The sequence below is a fragment of the Acaryochloris thomasi RCC1774 genome (assembly GCF_003231495.1).
Taxonomy (GTDB): Bacteria; Cyanobacteriota; Cyanobacteriia; order Thermosynechococcales; family Thermosynechococcaceae; genus RCC1774.
Map to the genome: position 1 here is coordinate 91,303 of NZ_PQWO01000014.1, position 17,924 is coordinate 109,226.

Consider the following 17,924-nt stretch of genomic DNA (forward strand, 5'->3'; position numbering starts at 1 on the left):
AATACGGACTCATTGCCTCCTTTTTATGTTCGAACAGCAACCCGAGACCTTACGGCAAACAGTTCAGCAATTATCAGCAACAGCATCAACTGATCCGACTGGTTGGTTTGATGTTCTTTATCAGAAAGCTCAGGGTGATACAGCTCAGGTTCCTTGGGCGAAGCTGGCTCCCCATCCCTATCTTCAGGATTGGTTGAGTCAGCAATCCCAGCTTCAAGCCCCAACCTCTGCACTGGTTATTGGCTGTGGTCTGGGAGATGATGCTGAGCGATTACAAGAACTTGGTTATGGAGTCAGAGCGTTTGATGTTTCGCCCACGGCGATCGCATGGTGCCAAAAACGCTTTCCGCAGTCTGATGTTCACTACGCTGTCGCCGATCTCCTGAATTTAGAATCCAACTGGGAACCGGCTGAGTTTGTCTTTGAATGCCGCAATATTCAAGCGCTGCCGCTGGAGGTGCGATCTCAAGCCATCCAATCCATCTCAAGACTCGTCGCCCCTCAAGGGACACTCCTTGTTGTTACCCGTCTCCGTGAAGATGAAGCAGCGCCGGAGGGTCCGCCCTGGCCGTTATCAGAGTCAGAACTAGCCGAATTTGCAAAGCAAGGTCTCAAAGAAGTCAACCGAGCGCAATTTCTTGAAGGTGATCCAGCTATCACCCAAGTTCGCATTGAGTACCGTCGTTAGTTTGGTTTGCCAAACCGATAGTCAAGCCAGTCACATCTGCGCTGATAGCCAATCGCTTGGTAGATGTGATTGGAGGTGGAGTTGGCCTGATCAGTGAAGAGAAAGCAGGACGAATGCCCCTGATCTAATAAACGCTGACTGAGAGCTGTCACGCAGGCTGTTGCGTAGCCTTGACGGCGATATTCGGGTGGCGTATAGACCGGACCAAGGTGCCCTCCCCCAGGTGTTGAGCCACGTCCCATTGCCATTGAGACGGGTTTGTCGTCTTCCCAAAGGTAAATGTTCTCTTGCTGGAGCTGGCGGTCGACTACTTGCTCGGTCCAGGCTTGGACTTGGCCAAATGCCTCTTGATCAAAGGCCTGAGACCAAGCAAGGACTTGGTTGCGATCGCAACTCTCCGCCACCCGCAGCCGTCCGCGACAGGGCACAATCGATTTGACCTGCGTTAGCTGATGGACATACATTTCCATTGCTACCCAAGCAGGTTGCTGCGTAAGCTGCTGCCAAGTCTGCACAAATATCTGCACCTCATCGGGTAACCCTGCCACACCGGGAGGCCATCGTCCAGACCTAGAGATATCTTCTGCAAAAAGAGCTGTCTCAACCTCAGACATCTTAGAAAGCACCACATTGCGGCGCGGTATATGAACGGCAATGCTCTGAACAGCCTGGTTCTCTTCAATCCATGCCAGGTAAGGCAAAGCGTCATCGGTTTGAGATCGCCGCTCCAACGTCTGCAAAATAGCAAGCAGCAAATTGTGCTCAGCTTGAGACTGAAGCAAGACATCATAGGTGCGATCGCAAAACCGCTGAATATTCTGGCCTTGATAGAGCTTCATCAACAATATTTTGAACGTAGAGCAAAGGAATGGAATCACACTTAGAGTTCGCAAACCTAGACAACTTTCTTAGGAGCATCAGAGCGCAATAGCCGACTGATTCACAGGTTCTTCACTCAGAACTCATAAAGTGAAGTTCTGTAAGGAGTTATGTAGGTCTATTAACAATGCGTAATAATTTTATCGCCTTTTCTCTACTGCTAGCGCCAGTGACTGGCCTAGCACTGGCCGCTCCTGTTGCGGTTCACGCAGAAGAGCAATCCAAAGATATCGTATCTGTTGCTGCCGATGCAGGCTCTTTTAATACCTTGGCTGCGGCTCTAGAGGCTGCTGGTCTAACTGAGACGCTGCAGGGCGAGGGACCCTTCACCGTTTTTGCTCCCACAGACGAAGCCTTCGCGGCGCTTCCTGAGGGCGTTGTTGAAGCCTTACTAAAGCCTGAGAACAAAGAGCAGCTTGCAGCATTGCTAACCTATCACGTGGTTCCAGGTGAAGTGAAGTCAGCAGACATCACACCTGGAGATGTTGCAACCGTCCAGGGTTCCAGCGTCACTATCGCCGTTGAAGACGGAGCCGTTAAGGTGAACAATGCTTCCGTTGTCTCTCCTGATGTTGAAGCGTCCAATGGCGTCATTCATGTGGTTGATCAAGTGATCCTGCCCGCCGCTGCCACAGGTGGTGCCGAGGCTGCGCCTCAAGAGGCCCCTGAAGCAGCGCCCGCCCCTGAGGCAGCACCTGCTCCTGAGTCGGAAGCAGTACCTGAATCTGAATTGCCTGAAGCGGCTGAAGAAGTCGCTCCCGCAGCTTCACCTGCCCCTGAAGGCGTACCTGCTCCTTAAGAGTTCAAGGTCAGCGATAGCTAGCATCTTGCCCCCAGCTCTGAAGTCGGAGCTGGGGGTCTGTTATCTGAGGGCTACTTTTTACCGCCGACAAACGGCGTTCCCCAATGTCGCCAGTTCTCTTTGTTAAAGGGAGCGCGCCACTTTTGAATCAAAGCCTGCTCTAGCTGCTGCCGGGGCTTCGTCTCCGCTGGGGCATCGCGCCAGAAGCCAATGCTGACCGCAACGGACAAATCATGGGGGCGATGGGCCGCTACGTAGTTCTGTAGATAGCGCTTGCAGTCATGCTCACCTTTCCAGCGAGTATTGGAGTGACAGGTCTCTCCGACATAGAGCAGTAGCGAATCGGTTTGATCGAGGACGAAATAGAGGGCGGCGACGCCAACATCTTCGAATGCCCCCTTCCAGAACTCGGTGTTTTGCTGGGGGAGCTGGAATGGGTCAATACTGTCAGGGTCTGCATGGGGTGGGGCAAGGTCAAAAAGAGAACCTTGCTGTACCGGTGCGCTTAGTTGAATCTGATCTTGAAAATTGTGGACTCGCTGCTTCCAGCTTTTGAGGGCGTAGGCGCTGATCTGAGCGACGGGTTCACGGCTACGGAACCGACTGGCACGGATCTGGTGTAGTTGGTCATCCGAGAACAGAGAGGGCTGATCAGTCATCGCAGGTCGCATACCAAGGTTCGACAAATTACTATGACACTCAAGAACCTATAGAATCAAGGCTGTCACTGCTGAGATCTGTCTCCATGCTGCTGTCGTTGCAAATTGAAAATTTTGCGCTCATTGATAGCCTCACTCTAGAGTTTGGGGCTGGTTTAAATGTCTTGACAGGTGAGACAGGTGCAGGCAAATCGATTATTCTGGACGCCATTGATATTATTTTGGGCGGCAAGATTAGCGATCGCATCCTCCGCACCGGCAGCCACCGCGCACTTCTAGAGGCCAGCTTCCAGCTCAGCCCTATTCTGAAGGACTGGCTCACCGCCGCTGAAATTGATGAACTCGATGACGGTGTCCTAATCTGCAGTCGAGAGATCTCGAACCAGCAGGAGAAGCTTCGCAGTCGGTCTCGGGTGAACGGTGTTGTGATAAACAAGCAGCAGATGGCCGGACTCCGGGAACATCTGGTGGATATTACGGCCCAAGGCCAGACGGTCCACTTAGGGCGGGCCAATCGCCAGCGAGACTGGCTCGACCACTTTGGAGGGGCCAAAGTCCTCGATCTACGGCGAACGGTGGCGCTCGCTTTTGCCCAGTTTCAGCAGGCACAGCAGGCTCTAGAGCAGTATCGTGCCAACGATCAGCAGCGACTGCAGCAGATTGATTTGCTCAAGTATCAGCTAGAGGATTTAGAACAGGCCCAGTTAACAGAAGCTGACGAGCAAGACAATCTAATCCAGGAATCCCAGCGTCTCGGCCACAGCGTCGAACTGCAGCTTCAGAGTCAGCAGGTTTATGAAGCCCTCTATGAACAAGAACAGGGCGCGGCCTGCTCCGATCTCTTGGGCAAGGCCGAGGCGACGCTAACGGAAATGGGCACCTACGATGCTCAAATTCAGCCCATCTTAGAGCTGGTGCAGGAAGCGTTAACGCAAGTGCAAGAAGCAGGACTGCAGATTAATGCCTATGGTGCTGACTTGGAGACCGATCCCCAGCGCTTGCAGGATGTTGAAGATCGGCTGACGCAGCTCAAGCAGATTTGTCGAAAATACGGGCCGACCCTGGCTGATGCCATTGCTCACCATCAGCGGATCTCGGCGGAGCTAGCGGTCCTCGGCGGCGATGAACAGTCTTTAGAGGGACTGGAGCAGCGCTATCAGGTCTCCCAAAAAGAACTTACTGAAGCCTGCGTCCAACTGACCCAGCTCCGGCAAGCTGCAGCCCAGACGCTAGCAGACCGGCTGCTCTTAGAGCTAAAGCCACTGGCAATGGATAAGGTACAGTTCCAGGTTGCTCTACAGCCTACGGCCCCGGCGGCTCACGGCAGCGATCTGATTCAGTTTTTGTTTAGCCCCAACCCTGGTGAACCGCTACAGCCAGTGTCTGAAACCGCTTCAGGAGGAGAAATGAGCCGATTCCTGCTAGCGCTTAAGGCCTGCTTCTCACAAATCGAAGACGTAGATACCTTGGTGTTTGACGAAATTGATGTGGGGGTCTCGGGGCAGGTGGCGCAGTCCATTGCGACTAAGCTTCATGCCCTCGGTAAACATCATCAGGTTCTGTGTGTAACGCACCAGCCCATTGTGGCGGCGATGGCCGACCAGCATTTTCAAGTGGCGAAGCAGGTTTTAGATGCCGAGCAGGCCCACGAGCGAACCGTTGTTCGAGTGACGGCGCTGGAGGCTCCCGAGCGGCGACAGGCACTGGCCGAAATTGCTGGAGGACAGTCTGCTGAGGGGGCGCTTCCTTTCGTTGATACGCTGCTTCAGGAGGCGACTGCACTGAGGCAGGGCAAGAAAAAGCGGGGTAAAAAAGCGCTCGATAAAACCACTAGTCGCCAGAAGTCGGTGCGATCTTGATGGCCTGATCCACCTGTCGCAGCAGCGTGGCTGCATCCTTAGAATTGTCCAAGGCAACAGTGGCTTGAGCGATCTTTTCTGTCAGGGCTATTTGACTTTTAATACGGGCCTCGGCTTGTGTTGGGGTGAGCTGATTGCGAGCCATGAGCCGCTGTTTTTGTTGTTCGGGGTGGCAATGCACAACCCAGATTTCTGAGACGAGGTGGGTCATCTGGGCTTCAAATAAAAGCGGGATGACGAGGACGACAATCGGTTCTTGAAGGTGAAGTTGGAGGATTTGGTGGATGCGATCGCAAACAAAGGGATGAATCTGTTCCTCTAGCCACTGACGTTCTTCTGAATTTGAAAAAATGAGATCTCCCAGGCGCTGGCGGTCAAGGGTGCCATCAGCCTGAAGGATAGAGGGACCGTTGCGATCGCAAATCTGCTGCAGAATAGGACTACCAGGCTGTACCGCTTCCCGCGCATAGTGATCAGCATCTAAAATGGGCAGCGCATACTGAGTTGCTAAATAATCAGCCACCGTCGTCTTACCCGTTGCAATCCCACCCGTTAGACCGATAATCCGCTGCATAGGCATCGCATCTTGAGCCTTTCTAGGCGCAACTAAAGGAAATTTTTTCATTCGACCGTTTCTAAGCCTATCTTGCAGGGAACCCTGAGTGTAATGATGGACAACAGGACTTAGGATCAATATTTAAGATAGCTGCTTCAGACTATCTTGACTCCAGCACCAGCCTATGGGTACCTCGTTTACACCACAACTGATTATCCACAACGCCACAGGGGCATCAATCATTTCCCTGGAGGATCAAGATGTATGGACCGTGGGGCGAGGGCCAGAGAATGACATCATTCTCGATGAGCATACGGTGTCTCGTCACCATGCAAAAATTCAGCATCAAGGTCCAGGAGAGTATCGCGTTGCAGATGTAGGCAGCGGCAACGGATCCTTTGTAAATGGCAAGCGCATTGTCATGTCTCATATCCTCCAGCACGGCGATCGGCTGACGATGGGGCGCATTCAGCTTGAGTTTCAGGGAAGTCGCCTCGAAGAGGCGCTGCCGTCTCCGCCCCGCAAAACGATACTGATGCTGCATTCTTCAGCCTTGCAAAGTAAAGTATGGCAAGAGGTTCTTACCTCACAGGGTGTTGCCGTTGCCCATCTCAACCCCAGTACTAATCTGTCCAATTTATTAACCCACAGAGCAGCCTCTCAGGATCTCCCAGATTTACTTTTGCTAGATATGACCGGAATTCGAGATAATCCCTATCATTTCTGCCGTTGGTGCCGAGACACTTACCCCCAAATTAAAGTTGTCCTGATGAGCGGTAAGCGCACTGAAGTCTCAGACTCAGAGCGCAAATGGGCTATTCACCAGGGAGCGATTGATCTGTTGGCAGGGTTCCCTGAACCCCAGTTATTCAACAATCTGATTGTTGTCACCACAAAGGTTAAAAGCGTCCTCCAGATTCTGGACTGGCCCGAGATTCAGCAGCAGAAGCTTCTCGATGCTCTCCTCGCTATTCAGACACTCCGCAAGCAGTCGCCTCGCTATTAATAAGATAGGTCACTATCCGCCCCGCAGCTCGCTGAACGCTCCCGGCTTCCCCCAGCAGTTTTCTCAGATGTTCATAGCCCTCTAAAACTTGCTGTCGGCCCTGTGGCTTCAGCAGCGATAGCGTCGCGGCGACCACCCGTTCGGGGGTCGCTTGTTCCTGGAGCAATTCAGGTACGGTGAGCTGTCCCGTCACTAGATTCACCGGACAAATGAACGGGATATCGTATCGCAGCACATGGCGAAAAATCCAGTAGCTGAAGGGATGCAGTCGATAGAGTACGACCTGCGGTATACCTAACAGGGCTGCTTCTAAATTGACGGTCCCTGATTTTACAATTGCTACATCTGCCGCTGCTAGGGTGAGCTGTGATTCTGAGGTCAGCGTAGCCCGTAGTCCGTAATCCTCCACCGCCTTTAGAATCGTGGGCCGATACTGATCCAAAGAAACAGGAATCCAGAAATGGACTTGGGGACTCTGAGTCTGAATTTGCCGTGCCGCCGCGCAGATTGTGGGTAGCAAGTAATCAATTTCCTGCTGCCGAGAGGCCGGGACTAGGGCAATGGCTGTTTGAGTTTCAGGAATGCCGAGCTGTGATCGAGCCGCCTCTCGAGTTGGTGCCTGCTGCATCCGGTCAACCAGGGGGTGCCCCACCCAGGTCACAGAGGCCCCATTCTCAGAAAAGTGTTGGGCCTCGCGGGGAAAAATGGCAATCACTTCATCCACTAAGTCCACCACCTGCCGCGTCGCTTTGGTGGGGTTCGAGACAACCCAGGCTTGGGGGGCAATATAGTACAAAATCGGAACGTTGAAATGACGCTTCAGATATCGGCCCATGGGCAGATTGACCCCCGCATAGTCGATCAGCACGACCAGATCGGGAGGGTGGGTTTGCAGATACTGACGAACCTGTCGCTGCAGGCGTAGGCTAGGCCACACGTAGCGCAGAGACTCCATGAGACCGACAGAACCAAGACTGAGAGTGTTTCCGAGCAGTTGGGCACCCGCAGCCGCCATGCGATTTCCGCCCAAGGCCACGATCTCTAACTCAAGCTGCGCCTGCTGGGCCTGCGTCTGGAGGGCCGTAATCAACAAGCTGCCCTGCAGATCGCCCGAGACTTCTCCGGTGCTGATCAAGATGCGGCAGGGATGAGCCATTAGTGGGTCAGAGAGCCGAAACGCCCGGGCGTTAATCCCCGTCGCCCAGACGCCTGAGACTGCTTGAGAAAATGCTCAAGATGCTGAATTAGCTCATGTTCCGGTAGCCAAGCCATCTGCTCCAGTGCTTGATTGAGCGTTAGGCCCGATCGATAGAGCAGTCGAAAGGCTTTCTTGAGGGAGCGCTGAACTTCGCCGTTGGCTATTTCACTGATGCCAGCTCGCCTGAGTCCCACCTGATTTAAAGAGCGAATCCGAGCTGGATTGCCTTCTATCAGCATGTAGGGTGGCACGTCCCGCGTGATCCGGCTCATGCCGCCGACCATGGCTAAGCGCCCAATATGGACAAACTGATGGATGCCTAAGACACCGCTAATTCGTGCCCGAGATTCTAGGGTGACGTGACCGCTGAGGGCAACGGCGTTGGCGATAATGACTTCGTTCTCAACCAAGCAGTTGTGGCCCACATGGACGTAAGCCATCAGCAGATTGTCATTGCCAATCTGAGTGACTTCCTGCTCGGCTGTTGCTCGGTTGATGGTGACGTATTCGCGAATTAAGTTGCGATCGCCAATTTTGACGTAGCTCTCAGCCCCAGCGTATTTCAAATCCTGGGGCTCTAATCCAATCACTGCGCCAGAGAAGATTTGATTATCACAGCCAATCTCCGTCCAGCCATCAATCACAACATGTGCCCCCACCTTAGTCTGGGGGCCAACTTTAACATGCTCACCAATCACAGCATATGGCCCGATCTGAACGGTCGTATCCAGTTGAGCGCTGGGATGAATAACGGCAGTGGGATGAATCAACGTTGTCATGGCTGGCTGTTAACGGTTAGCTGAGAATGGCTAATGGGTATACGTCAATTGCTAATCGTTCACCGAATCCCTCACCCCTTGAAATGTCTAATTATCAACCAGTGCAAACATGAGTTCTCCCTGGCAGGCGAGTTGACCATCAACCTCTGCGCGAGACTGCATGGAGCCAAAACGGCGCCGTTTGATACTCAATAGCTCCACCGTGATCACTAGCTGATCTCCTGGTACAACCTGACGCCGAAATCGAACTTTATCAATTCCTGCAAACAGAGATAGGCGACCTCGCATCTCGGGTACATCGGATAGCACAACCCCGCCCACCTGAGCCATGGCTTCCACGATCAGAACACCCGGCATAATCGGGCGACCTGGGAAATGTCCTTGAAAGAAGGGTTCATTGATGGTGACGTTTTTGATGCCGACGGCGCGTTCACCATGCACGCGCTCTAGAATGCGATCAATCAGCAAAAAAGGATAGCGGTGGGGAAGAACCTCTTGAATTTGTTCAATGGTCAACGAGGTTGAGGCTTCTTGTGCCGGAGATGAATCAGCCTCTGGGCTGGTTGCGGGTGGCGAAGACGGTGGGTTAGTTACGGTCGGCATGGCGAAATCTTATTCAAGGGGCAGAGAGCACTCACAGCCGTTAGAAACAGGCTACGCCTGTGTCAGGGTCGTCGACTGTAAGAGGCGCCGTGCCAGTTGCAAGTGGAGCGCATGACTAGCCTTATAGGCCACAACATGAACTCGGGGCAAAGCACCCAATAGGCTTAAGTCTCCAATTAAGTCCAACAGCTTATGTCGGACTGGTTCATTGGTGTACCTGAGGGGAGGGTTAAGCCAGCCTTCTTGGGTACAGACTAAAGCATTCTCTAGACTACCACCTTTGATTAGCCCCCTGTTCTGGAGCATCTCAACATCAGAAGCTAAGCCAAAGGTTCGAGCCGGTGATATCTCTGTAGCAAAATCTGATAGATGAGTGCTATGCCACTGGCACCCAATAATGGTGTCGGGAAAATCAATCCCGTAGCTCAATTGGATCTTCGATGAGGGCAGGGCGACCACAAATGCTTCATCCTGCTGCACAATTTCAGGTGCCTTCAAGGAGCGCTGCGAGCGAGGGACCGACTGTGAAACCCAACCAACATCAACAATGTTCTGCACCCACTCTAGAGAAGATCCGTCAAGCAAAGGGACTTCGGGGCCATTGATTTCTATCCGAACATTATCGATGCCCAAGCCCGCCAGTGCCGCGAGTAAGTGCTCAACGGTACGAACGGCGGCGTCTCCTTGCGCCAGTTCGGTCGATAAAACCGTCTGACTCACCTGCTTAACCTGGGCCGGAATTCTGGGTGCGCTGGGCAGATCCACCCGTACAAAATATCGTCCTGCATCAGGAGGGGCAGGACAGAGCTGTACCTGAGCTACTTCACCACTATGGAGGCCCACACCAGAGAGAGTCAGCGTTGATCGCAGCGTCTGCTGGTGCTGGGATTCAACGGCTGAGCAACCTTCAAGGGTCGGCCGTAAGGTCTGGATAAAATCAGATGAGCCCATCGGTGTTCCGCTATCTACACCCATGTTAGAGAGAGCCTGCGGAACGGTGATGGGGTCAGGGAGCATTAGAACCGTTCTCCAAATCCGAAGTGGAACTGATTGTCTCCTTCATCGTTGAGGCCGAAATCAAGCCGCACTGGCCCAATGGGCGTATTGACGCGTAGACCCGCTCCATAACCAAAACCGTCTCCAGGCTTACCTCGAATCAGTCCTGGACTCCCGATCACGTTATCTTGAGTGCCTAGGTTGGTCCCATAGTCCAGGAACAGGACGCCACGAATGCCGCCCAAAAACTTAAGTAGTGGGAACCGATACTCAGCCGTCGCCTGTAGGAAGCTGCGGCCACTACCCAGATCCCCTTCATCGAAACCGCGTACAGAGGAGGCGCCGCCAAGGGTAAAAGCCTCATAGGGAGGTAAATCACCAAGAACGGTTCCGCCTTGTACGTTGAACGCTAAAGCCTGTGGACCTTCTGTAAAACGAAGCAAGCTGACCGGCAAAAAGTAACTATAGCTGGCTCGCAAACGAGTCCCGAAGATGCTGCCTTGTCCTAACGGAACCCACTGCTCAATGCCAAAGCGGGCAGCCCAGCCGCTGGTGGGATTGGCCGGATCGTTCCGCTGATCCCGACCTAGACCAAATTGAACCGTAAACAGATCATCTGTCCCAGAGCCGCTAAAGCTGAGCGGGTTGCCGAGGTTATCGACGGGAGATAGATCGAAGTCGCTATCGCGAATAGAAACCTTCTGATACTGAAAGCCCAAAGAGGCTGTCCAGGCTCTCGCACGTTTGGCACGAGTTTTCGTCAGCGGCCTTGTAAAGGAGAAGCCTGCCCCCAGCCGGTTGACGCGAGGGGTGTCGCCATTGGGTAGTTCTACATCGCAAGGACTGTCAACCAGTGGGCCAGCGGCAGGATCGATGTTGCACGAAGCGAGATCTTCAAAAGGACCTTCATCAAAGACGAGGGGAGTGGTTAGGCGGTTGAAGATGTTGACGGTGTATGAGGTACCGTAGGGATCGCCGGCAATCCAGGGATCGGTAAAGCTGACGTCAAAGAGCAGCTCACGGGTACCCAGCTGAAGCTGTAGGCCAAGGTTTTGATTGTTGCCGCCCAGATTGCTTTGATTATAAGAGCCGGTTCCAAAGAAGCCACTGCGAGAGCTAAAGCCTGCACCCGCAGAGAAGCTACCGGTGCTGCGCTCCTGAACGTTGAGGTTCACCAAGACCTTACGCGGATCCTGCCCCGGTTCGAGGGCGACTTGCACATCTTCAAATAGCCCTAAGCCAAACACTCTCTGTAGATCGGTTTGCAATAGGTCGCGGTTGAGAACGTCTCCTGGCTTGGTGTCTAGCTCACGGGTAATGATGAATTTTCGGGTCTTGCCTTTGGTCGGTTCACCATCTTCATTGAGGTAGCGAACATCAATTTCTTCGATGATGCCCTCCGCAACCTGAAGGGTGACGGTGCCGTCTGCATCGACTTGAGGTGTACCAACTACCTGAGCGAGGACGAAGCCTTCGTCTTGGTAGTACTTATTGACGGCCTGAATGCCGGTCTGCAGCTCTTTAAGATTGAGAATACGACCGTACTGAGGCGAAAAGATCTCGTCTACTTTTTCTTGGGTTAAGACCTGATTGCCTGCAACCTGAACGGCTCGCAGCGGTGGGTTTGGCTGCACGAAGAAGGTGACTCGCACACCTAAGGGCGTATCTTGAGGTTCGGCCCGGACGTTGTTAAAGAAACCTGTGGCAAAAATGGCGTTGATGTCGGACTGGATTTGCGATCGCGTCGAAGGTTGCCCCGGCCTTGTAGAAATCGCCTCATAGACGGTAAGTGCTAGATCACCATCAGCTCCTTCCACTGCAACTTCAGAAACCAACACCTCTGGCTCTGGTTCTGTGGATTCAACAGCCCCTGGTTCAGCTCCGGGCGTGGGTGCTCCATCAGGGGGTGGGGGAGGAAATGCCGGTGCCTCTGGTGCTCCTGGTCCTGGGGGGACGGCGGGTAGATCTTCCGAGTCCGTGGGGGGAGTTGGTGCGCCGTCCTCTACAGATGGTTCGCCTGTCGGTGGAGCCTCGATCGTGGGTTCTTCTTCTGAGTCGTCTGTCTCTATCTCGCCTTCTAGCTCATCTACCTCTTCTTCTACTTCCGCTTCTATCTCTTCTTCTACGGTCTCTGTCGGTGGCTCGTCGCCTGTGATCGGAACCTCAACGCCCCTTGTTGGTTCATCTACCGGTGCAACAGGGGGCAGAGATGGAGATGGAACGGCTGGCTCAATAGGAGCAACAGGCACTGGTACAACAGGCGTTGACCCCTCCGTTGCTTCTGCTGCGTCTTCTGATTCTTCTGCCGCAGGGTCTGTTGGGTTTGGCTCTGCTGTCTCGGCATCGGCTTCTGATTGTTCTGTGTCTTCTGCTTGCGAGATTAGATCGTCAACTGGCAGTTGCCCACGCTTAAAGATCTGTTGTGTGGTCGGAGCTGCGTTCTCTTCAGAACCCTGCAGAACGTTTGCCCGGACCCGTTTTGCACCTGTAATCGTTAGAATAGACGTGACTGCCAGAGTCGTTCCCAACAGAAACGGGACAGATTGGAGCTTTGATGATTTAGATTGAACCACTGCACACACCACATGAACGCTTAACAATTTGACAATAGCTAAGCCGGGATCACCCACTCCCAACCATCAGCACGCAGTATTCTAGCGTACGATGCTGGGCAAGACTATGCCGACTGCGCTAAAACCCTCTTCATTACTTGAGCGTAGGCGTTTTCAATATCGCCTAAATCGCGTCGAAACCGATCTTTATCCATGACCCGTCGGCTAGGATCACTCTCTCCTTTCTGCCAAAGGCGACAGGTATCGGGGCTAATTTCATCGGCTAACAGCAACACCTGATCGGCATCACAGCCAAACTCTAGCTTGAAGTCCACTAGAGTGATTTGGCACTTCTCGAAGAAGTTAGCCAAAATTTGATTGATCTGAAGTGCACGCTCAATAAGCTGGTTGAGCTGTGTTTCGGTCACAACTTCCATCAGCAGGATGCGTGCGTGCGTCAGCAGAGGATCGCCTAAGGCATCATTCTTATAGTGAAAATCGACCAGTGGCTTTTTCAAAACCGTTCCGAGTTCCAATCCTGTCTGTTGACAGAGACTGCCGGCAGCAATGTTCCTGACGACAACTTCTAGCGGGATAATTTTCACCGCCCGGACCTGCATATCGTCCTCTGCTGTTTGAGAGATGAAGTGGGTTGCGATGCCTGCGGTCTCTAGCATCTGGAATAAATGAGCGGCAATGGTGCAGTTCATTTTGCCTTTGCCGACAATCTGACCCTTTTTCTGGGCATTGTAGGCAGTTGCATCATCTTTAAAGTGAGCCAGCAAAATGTTGGGATCGTCGGTCTTGTAGACAATCTTGGCTTTGCCTTCGTAGAGGATCTCAGCAGCAGACATCAATCGGCTCCCACAGTCATTGATTTGAGCAGTCAGCTCAATAAGCTCCAAAGATTCTAGCTTCTTACCTGTCACAATGTGTGTTTTTAAAAGGCAGAGAACAGATATTGTTGCTGATAATCTAGGCCCACAAGTCGAGGGGCAGGTGCCCGTACATATGATTAAGGCCTCCCTCAACGGCGGACTGGCAGGACACTAAAACGCCGCGATGCTCGCCGGTATAGCTTTCGCAATAGCAAAGATTGGTTTGGGGGTTGAATTTGATATAGATGGGGCCTTCGACAGGCTCTAACGGCTGAGAGATGCTGTGCCCTAAGGCTTTGGCATAGTCGTTGAGGGCGCTGATTCCCTGAGTAAAGGTGCTGGCGAGAATACCCAAAATTTGGTCGTCTGAGGCGTCAATTACCCGACATAGGGCTGCCTGAGTTTCTGGAAGGTTGGGCGTGGGTTCTGATTCTGTCTCAAAGATGACCAGCAAATCGTGGGCTTGCTGGAGGGTCAGAGCATTGGTCATAGATTTGAACTCACGCATTGAACAAGGGGCAAAAATTCTGAGAGCCACTGGGCTTGACTCACCACTAGGGTTGGGTAAGGACGATTGCCGTAGCTTTGCCCCACCTGCAGCGGAAAGATGGGATGAGGCTCCAGCGCCTGCCATGCGCCGCCAGCGGCTTGAACGATGGGCCACACCGCCGCAATATCCCAAATTTTGGGGGTGGCTTCGATGGCACCGAGGGTCATCCCCGCCGCTACGGTAAGGACGTTGTAGGCGGCTGATCCCAGCATCCGAACTTTGCAGGGGAAGGGCTGCTTTAGGATGTCGGTGCTGCGGGCGCAAAAGCTAAAAAATTGGTTGGGGGCCGGAGCGTCGGTCCGGGTTTGGATGGGAGCATTGTTTAAGAAGGCGCTGTTGGTGTGGTCAGGGGCATTCCAGAAGCCGTGAAAGGTTTGATTTAAGGGGGGCAGATGGACATAGCCGAAGACGGGGGTGCCTTTGTAAAGCAGCCCCAGGGAAATTGCCCAGATGGGGATGCCCCGCGTGAAGTTGGTGGTGCCGTCAATGGGGTCGATGATCCAGCACCAGTCGCGATCGGGGAACTGGTGGGTGCCCTCTTCAGTGAGGAGGCCGTGGTCGGGGAAGGTGGTTGCGATCGCATCTCCAATCTCTTGATCCGCCCATCGATCGCAGCGGGTCACCAAGCTTCCATCATCCTTTGCCGTGGCCTGCACCTGACCGTATTCCAGCAGGAGCTGTGCTCCCACGCGTTGAGTAATCTCATGTGAGAATTCGATGACCTGAGACCAGAAAGAAGCGGGCATGGCAAAAGGGCCACTGAAAGGAACCTTGACGCAGCCTACCACAGCGATTCATCAAGTTTTTGGGAAACGAATAGATTATTTTCTACCATCGATATTGTATCTGCGATTACTTTTATCGACCTTCACCATGCTGTCTAACTCAAAATTGCGCTTAGGGCTACTGGGACTTGTCACCACCGGTAGCATCCTGATTCCCGCTACGGCTCAGGGGCAGACGTCTCTGCCATCGCTGCCCCCGGCCCCAGCAATGCCCGCCGCGCCACGCCCCATTGCGAAATCTTTGTTCAAGGCTTTGAGCGAAGGCAAGTATGGTTTTGTCAACACGATCGGGGCTTTTTCCATCCCTCCCCAATTTGAGGAGGCAAGCGACTTCTCGGAGGGATTTGCGGCGGTGAAGAGCAAGGGTAAGTGGGGATATATCAACCGCAGTGGTCAGTGGATTGCCCCGCCAAAGTATGCGCAGGCTGAGCCGTTCTCTGAAGGGCTGGCAGCAGTGGCGCTAGAAGAAGATGTCGGTTATATCAACACCACCGGACGGCTTGTGATTCCATACAAGTACTACATCGGGGGCAACTTCTCCGAGGGACTGGTGCGCGTTTTGGTTGACCAAAAGAAGTACGGCTACCTGAATAAAGCAGGGCAGCTCGCGATTCCGCCGCAGTTTGATCTGGCCTTTGATTTTGTCCAGGGCCGTGCTCGGGTGTTTGATCAGGGGCTGGCTGGCTACATTGACACCACCGGCAAATTTGTGATTCCCGCTAACTTTTTGGATGGGTCTGATTTTGCTGAGGGCACAGCGGCAGTGGAAACCCGTGAAAAATGGCAATTCATCACGCTGGCAGGGCAGTTGGCGTTGCCCAATCAGTTTGATAAAGCTTGGGCATTTTCTGAGGGGCTGGCCCTCGTTCGTTCTGGCTTCAAGTATGGATTCATTGATCCTGCTGGTCAGTACGTCATTCAACCGCAATTTGACAGGGCCGGACATTTCTCAGAGGGACTGGCCTGGGTCACTGTGGGGGAAAAGCACGGCTTTATCAATCAGCAGGGCCGTATGGTGGTGCCTGTTTTATACGACGATGCTCGTTCCTTTGACGGGGGGCTAGCCTGGGTCCGCTATGGAGAACGGGAAGGATATATCAATCCGCAGGGAAAAGGGGTTTGGATTGGGTCACCCTAAAGTCCATAGAGCAAGATAATTAAAGGCGGGGTGATCAGTCCCATCAGTATGCTGAGCGGTCCCCCCACGCGCACGAAGTCAAGAAACCGATAGCCTCCTGCGCCATAAACCATCGTGTTGGTCTGATACCCGATTGGGGTCATGAAGCTGTTAGACGCGGCAAAGGTGACCACTAGCATGAAGGCAAAGGGGTTGTAGTCCAGTTCTTGGGCCACCTGCACGGCAACGGGAAGCATCAAGAGAACGGTGGCGTTGTTGGACAGCAGCTCGGTGAGCAGTGCCGTAATCACAAAAAAGAAGGTCAAAATCCAGTAGCCGGAGAACTCACCACCAAAGCGAATGAGTTGATTGGCTAGGATCTGCGTTGCTCCAGAATTTTTCATGGCGATCCCCAGCGGGATCAGGCCCGCCAGCAAAAACACAACGTCCCAGCGGATTGCGCGGTAAAGTTCACCTGCTTTCAGGCAGCCGGTGAGGACCATCAGCACGACGCCGCCCAAGGCTGTCACCTGAATGGGGAATAAATTGAAGGCGGCGATGCAGACGACTAGGACTGTAATTGCGATCGCAACCCCAGCTCGGTCACGGCGCATATTTTCCACCTCGCGCCGCTCCATCACCAGCAAATCTTGACTGGTCTGCAAACCTAATAGACTCTGGTTGGGCCCCTGCACCAGCAACAAATCGCCAAATCGCAACGGAACTCTACCCAAGCGATCGCGCACCAGCTCTTGACCCCGTCGTAGCGCCAGCACCGTACAGTTGTAGCGCTGGCGAAACCTGAGATCCTTAAGCGTTGAACCGATCAGGCGGGAATCGGCCAGCACCATCGCCTCCGCCGCCCCTTCCTGACCTGCATTGAGATCGGCCTGCCAAGATTTCTGCCCAAACTGCACATCTGGAAGAATTTCTAGCCCTTGTCCCTCCCGAATCTTGAGCAAATCGTCACGTCCGCCCCGCACCAGCAAAATATCCCCGACCTCTAGGGGCTTATCCGCGAGCGGCGGTGGGAAGTGGTTGTCATCACGAATAATCTCCAGAACGTCAATATCGTAGGATCGCTGGAGCTGACTAGATCGAACCGTTTGCCCCGCCAAGGTTGAACGCGGCGTAATCACCACCTCACTTACATAGTCCTTGAGGCCGTAGCCCTGGCTGAGGTCATCAGATACGACTCTGCGATTGGGCAGCAGACGATGACCAATGGTTGCCATGTATAGTAGCCCTGCCGAGAAGGTCAGCAGGCTGAGGGCCGTAAACTGAAAAATATTAAAGGGACCGTAGCCTAACTCTGCCGATAGACCACTGGCTAGTACATTGGTAGAGGTTCCCAACACCGTGATCATGCCCCCCAAAATCGTGATGTAAGAGAGGGGAATCATCAGCCTGGAGACCGAGATATTCTGCTTGCGGCTCCAGTCTTCAACCACGGGTAAGAAAACCGAGACAATGGCAACGTTATTAATGATGGCGGTGAAAGGTCCAATGACGGCACCCAGGGCCAACATCTGCTGTGAGGGTTTTTTGCCGCCCCACTTCAGCAACAGCTCACTGGCCATTTGAATCGCGCCGGTTCGGGCAATGCCGGAGCTTAAAATAAACATCGCCATCACCGTGACGGTGGCGGGGTTGCTAAAGCCAGAAATGCCTTCTTCGGGGGTGACCAGCCGCAGCATCATCAGCACCACCATCACAGAGAGGGCCGTCAAATCAGGAGATAACCACTCGAAGATAAAGCAAAGCAGGGCCAGTCCGGTGACCACAAAGGTAAGTAGGATGTTCTCCATGGCACTAACTCTGTTAAAAACCGGATAACGCAGACCAGCCGGGAGCTATAGCAGTACGTGCATGAATTGAGCCACTAAAATGGCTGAATGCTGGATTTGCTAAGCAAGGCTCAGCCTAACTCGGCACTGCTATATCTCTGGTTAGTGGGCATTTTAATGATTCTAGTCGCAGTCAATCATACAGGCTATGGCTAACCCACGGATGATTC

16 protein-coding genes and 1 pseudogene are annotated in these 17,924 nt (G+C 53.3%); 5 read left to right on the top strand and 12 right to left on the bottom strand.

The features are described from left to right. Positions 1-25: 25 nt before the first annotated feature. Entirely contained in the window at positions 26-688 is a 663-nt protein-coding gene (locus C1752_RS19475; protein WP_110987727.1) for a class I SAM-dependent methyltransferase, read from the top strand. Here the strand turns inward: C1752_RS19475 and C1752_RS19480 are convergent. Further along, complete coding sequence (locus C1752_RS19480) at positions 685-1,527, bottom strand: GNAT family N-acetyltransferase (protein ID WP_110987728.1); 843 nt, start codon at positions 1,525-1,527, stop codon at positions 685-687. The genes C1752_RS19475 and C1752_RS19480 overlap by 4 nt on opposite strands. A gap of 167 nt (positions 1,528-1,694) precedes the next feature. Between C1752_RS19480 and C1752_RS19485 the strand changes: the two are divergent. Next, positions 1,695-2,189: pseudogene (locus C1752_RS19485) on the top strand (fasciclin domain-containing protein); the annotation flags it as partial. Between the two features lie 251 nt (positions 2,190-2,440). On the opposite strand, the gene C1752_RS19490 reads toward C1752_RS19485, so the two are convergent. Next, entirely contained in the window at positions 2,441-3,028 is a 588-nt protein-coding gene (locus tag C1752_RS19490; protein ID WP_110987787.1) for a GIY-YIG nuclease family protein, read from the bottom strand. 86 nt (positions 3,029-3,114) lie between these two features. Between C1752_RS19490 and recN the strand changes: the two genes are divergently transcribed. Next, complete coding sequence (gene recN, locus C1752_RS19495; RefSeq protein ID WP_110987729.1) at positions 3,115-4,887, top strand: DNA repair protein RecN; 1,773 nt, start codon at positions 3,115-3,117, stop codon at positions 4,885-4,887. On the opposite strand, the gene coaE is transcribed toward recN, so the two are convergent. Next, complete coding sequence (gene coaE / locus C1752_RS19500; protein WP_315865271.1) at positions 4,859-5,512, bottom strand: dephospho-CoA kinase; 654 nt, start codon at positions 5,510-5,512, stop codon at positions 4,859-4,861. The genes recN and coaE overlap by 29 nt on opposite strands. A gap of 115 nt (positions 5,513-5,627) precedes the next feature. On the opposite strand from coaE, the gene C1752_RS19505 reads away from it, so the two are divergent. Next, positions 5,628-6,449: an FHA domain-containing protein gene (locus C1752_RS19505; protein WP_110987730.1), complete on the top strand. Its 822-nt coding sequence runs from the start codon at positions 5,628-5,630 to the stop codon at positions 6,447-6,449. Here C1752_RS19505 and lpxB read toward each other — a convergent pair. The 8 genes from lpxB to C1752_RS19545 form a co-directional block, all read right to left on the bottom strand. Then, the gene (lpxB, locus tag C1752_RS19510) at positions 6,412-7,605 is read right to left on the bottom strand and encodes a lipid-A-disaccharide synthase (protein ID WP_110987731.1); all 1,194 of its coding nucleotides are present in this window, start codon (positions 7,603-7,605) and stop codon (positions 6,412-6,414) included. The two genes, C1752_RS19505 and lpxB, sit on opposite strands and share 38 nt — an antisense overlap. Then, complete coding sequence (lpxA, locus tag C1752_RS19515) at positions 7,605-8,426, bottom strand: acyl-ACP--UDP-N-acetylglucosamine O-acyltransferase (RefSeq protein WP_110987732.1); 822 nt, start codon at positions 8,424-8,426, stop codon at positions 7,605-7,607. Before lpxA ends, lpxB begins: the two co-directional genes overlap by 1 nt. Positions 8,427-8,513: 87 nt before the next feature. Continuing rightward, complete coding sequence (fabZ, locus tag C1752_RS19520; RefSeq protein WP_110987733.1) at positions 8,514-9,029, bottom strand: 3-hydroxyacyl-ACP dehydratase FabZ; 516 nt, start codon at positions 9,027-9,029, stop codon at positions 8,514-8,516. Between the two features lie 51 nt (positions 9,030-9,080). After that, positions 9,081-10,046 carry a UDP-3-O-acyl-N-acetylglucosamine deacetylase gene (gene lpxC / locus C1752_RS19525; protein WP_233501745.1) on the bottom strand — a complete coding sequence of 322 codons (966 nt, stop codon included), beginning with the start codon at positions 10,044-10,046 and terminating at the stop codon, positions 9,081-9,083. Then, positions 10,046-12,598: a BamA/TamA family outer membrane protein gene (locus C1752_RS19530; protein WP_233501747.1), complete on the bottom strand. Its 2,553-nt coding sequence runs from the start codon at positions 12,596-12,598 to the stop codon at positions 10,046-10,048. The genes lpxC and C1752_RS19530 overlap by 1 nt, the downstream gene beginning before the upstream one ends. 104 nt (positions 12,599-12,702) lie before the next feature. After that, a complete protein-coding gene (gene purC / locus C1752_RS19535) occupies positions 12,703-13,431 on the bottom strand; it encodes a phosphoribosylaminoimidazolesuccinocarboxamide synthase (protein WP_110987791.1) in 729 nt (242 codons plus the stop codon). Positions 13,432-13,552: 121 nt separating this feature from the next. Then, positions 13,553-13,945 (bottom strand): DUF1824 family protein, encoded by a 393-nt coding sequence (locus tag C1752_RS19540; protein ID WP_199464457.1) that lies wholly within the window; start codon positions 13,943-13,945, stop codon positions 13,553-13,555. Further along, positions 13,942-14,751 carry an inositol monophosphatase family protein gene (locus C1752_RS19545; protein ID WP_110987735.1) on the bottom strand — a complete coding sequence of 270 codons (810 nt, stop codon included), beginning with the start codon at positions 14,749-14,751 and terminating at the stop codon, positions 13,942-13,944. The genes C1752_RS19540 and C1752_RS19545 overlap by 4 nt, the downstream gene beginning before the upstream one ends. 127 nt (positions 14,752-14,878) lie before the next feature. Between C1752_RS19545 and C1752_RS19550 the strand changes: the two genes are divergently transcribed. Beyond that, entirely contained in the window at positions 14,879-15,928 is a 1,050-nt protein-coding gene (locus C1752_RS19550; protein ID WP_158535144.1) for a WG repeat-containing protein, read from the top strand. Here the strand turns inward: C1752_RS19550 and C1752_RS19555 are convergent. After that, entirely contained in the window at positions 15,925-17,715 is a 1,791-nt protein-coding gene (locus tag C1752_RS19555) for an SLC13 family permease (RefSeq protein WP_110987737.1), read from the bottom strand. The genes C1752_RS19550 and C1752_RS19555 overlap by 4 nt on opposite strands. Positions 17,716-17,924 lie beyond the last annotated feature (209 nt).

Excerpts from the sequence above, each read along its gene's own strand:
- C1752_RS19475 (WP_110987727.1), top strand. The coding sequence starts at position 26 with ATGTTCGAACAGCAACCCGAGACCTTACGGCAAACAGTTCAGCAATTA.
- C1752_RS19480 (WP_110987728.1), bottom strand. The coding sequence starts at position 1,527 with ATGAAGCTCTATCAAGGCCAGAATATTCAGCGGTTTTGCGATCGCACC.
- C1752_RS19490 (WP_110987787.1), bottom strand. The coding sequence starts at position 3,028 with ATGACTGATCAGCCCTCTCTGTTCTCGGATGACCAACTACACCAGATC.
- recN (WP_110987729.1), top strand. The coding sequence starts at position 3,115 with ATGCTGCTGTCGTTGCAAATTGAAAATTTTGCGCTCATTGATAGCCTC.
- coaE (WP_315865271.1), bottom strand. The coding sequence starts at position 5,512 with ATGAAAAAATTTCCTTTAGTTGCGCCTAGAAAGGCTCAAGATGCGATG.
- C1752_RS19505 (WP_110987730.1), top strand. The coding sequence starts at position 5,628 with ATGGGTACCTCGTTTACACCACAACTGATTATCCACAACGCCACAGGG.
- lpxB (WP_110987731.1), bottom strand. The coding sequence starts at position 7,605 with ATGGCTCATCCCTGCCGCATCTTGATCAGCACCGGAGAAGTCTCGGGC.
- lpxA (WP_110987732.1), bottom strand. The coding sequence starts at position 8,426 with ATGACAACGTTGATTCATCCCACTGCCGTTATTCATCCCAGCGCTCAA.
- fabZ (WP_110987733.1), bottom strand. The coding sequence starts at position 9,029 with ATGCCGACCGTAACTAACCCACCGTCTTCGCCACCCGCAACCAGCCCA.
- lpxC (WP_233501745.1), bottom strand. The coding sequence starts at position 10,046 with ATGCTCCCTGACCCCATCACCGTTCCGCAGGCTCTCTCTAACATGGGT.
- purC (WP_110987791.1), bottom strand. The coding sequence starts at position 13,431 with ATGTCTGCTGCTGAGATCCTCTACGAAGGCAAAGCCAAGATTGTCTAC.
- C1752_RS19540 (WP_199464457.1), bottom strand. The coding sequence starts at position 13,945 with ATGACCAATGCTCTGACCCTCCAGCAAGCCCACGATTTGCTGGTCATC.
- C1752_RS19545 (WP_110987735.1), bottom strand. The coding sequence starts at position 14,751 with ATGCCCGCTTCTTTCTGGTCTCAGGTCATCGAATTCTCACATGAGATT.
- C1752_RS19550 (WP_158535144.1), top strand. The coding sequence starts at position 14,879 with ATGCTGTCTAACTCAAAATTGCGCTTAGGGCTACTGGGACTTGTCACC.
- C1752_RS19555 (WP_110987737.1), bottom strand. The coding sequence starts at position 17,715 with ATGGAGAACATCCTACTTACCTTTGTGGTCACCGGACTGGCCCTGCTT.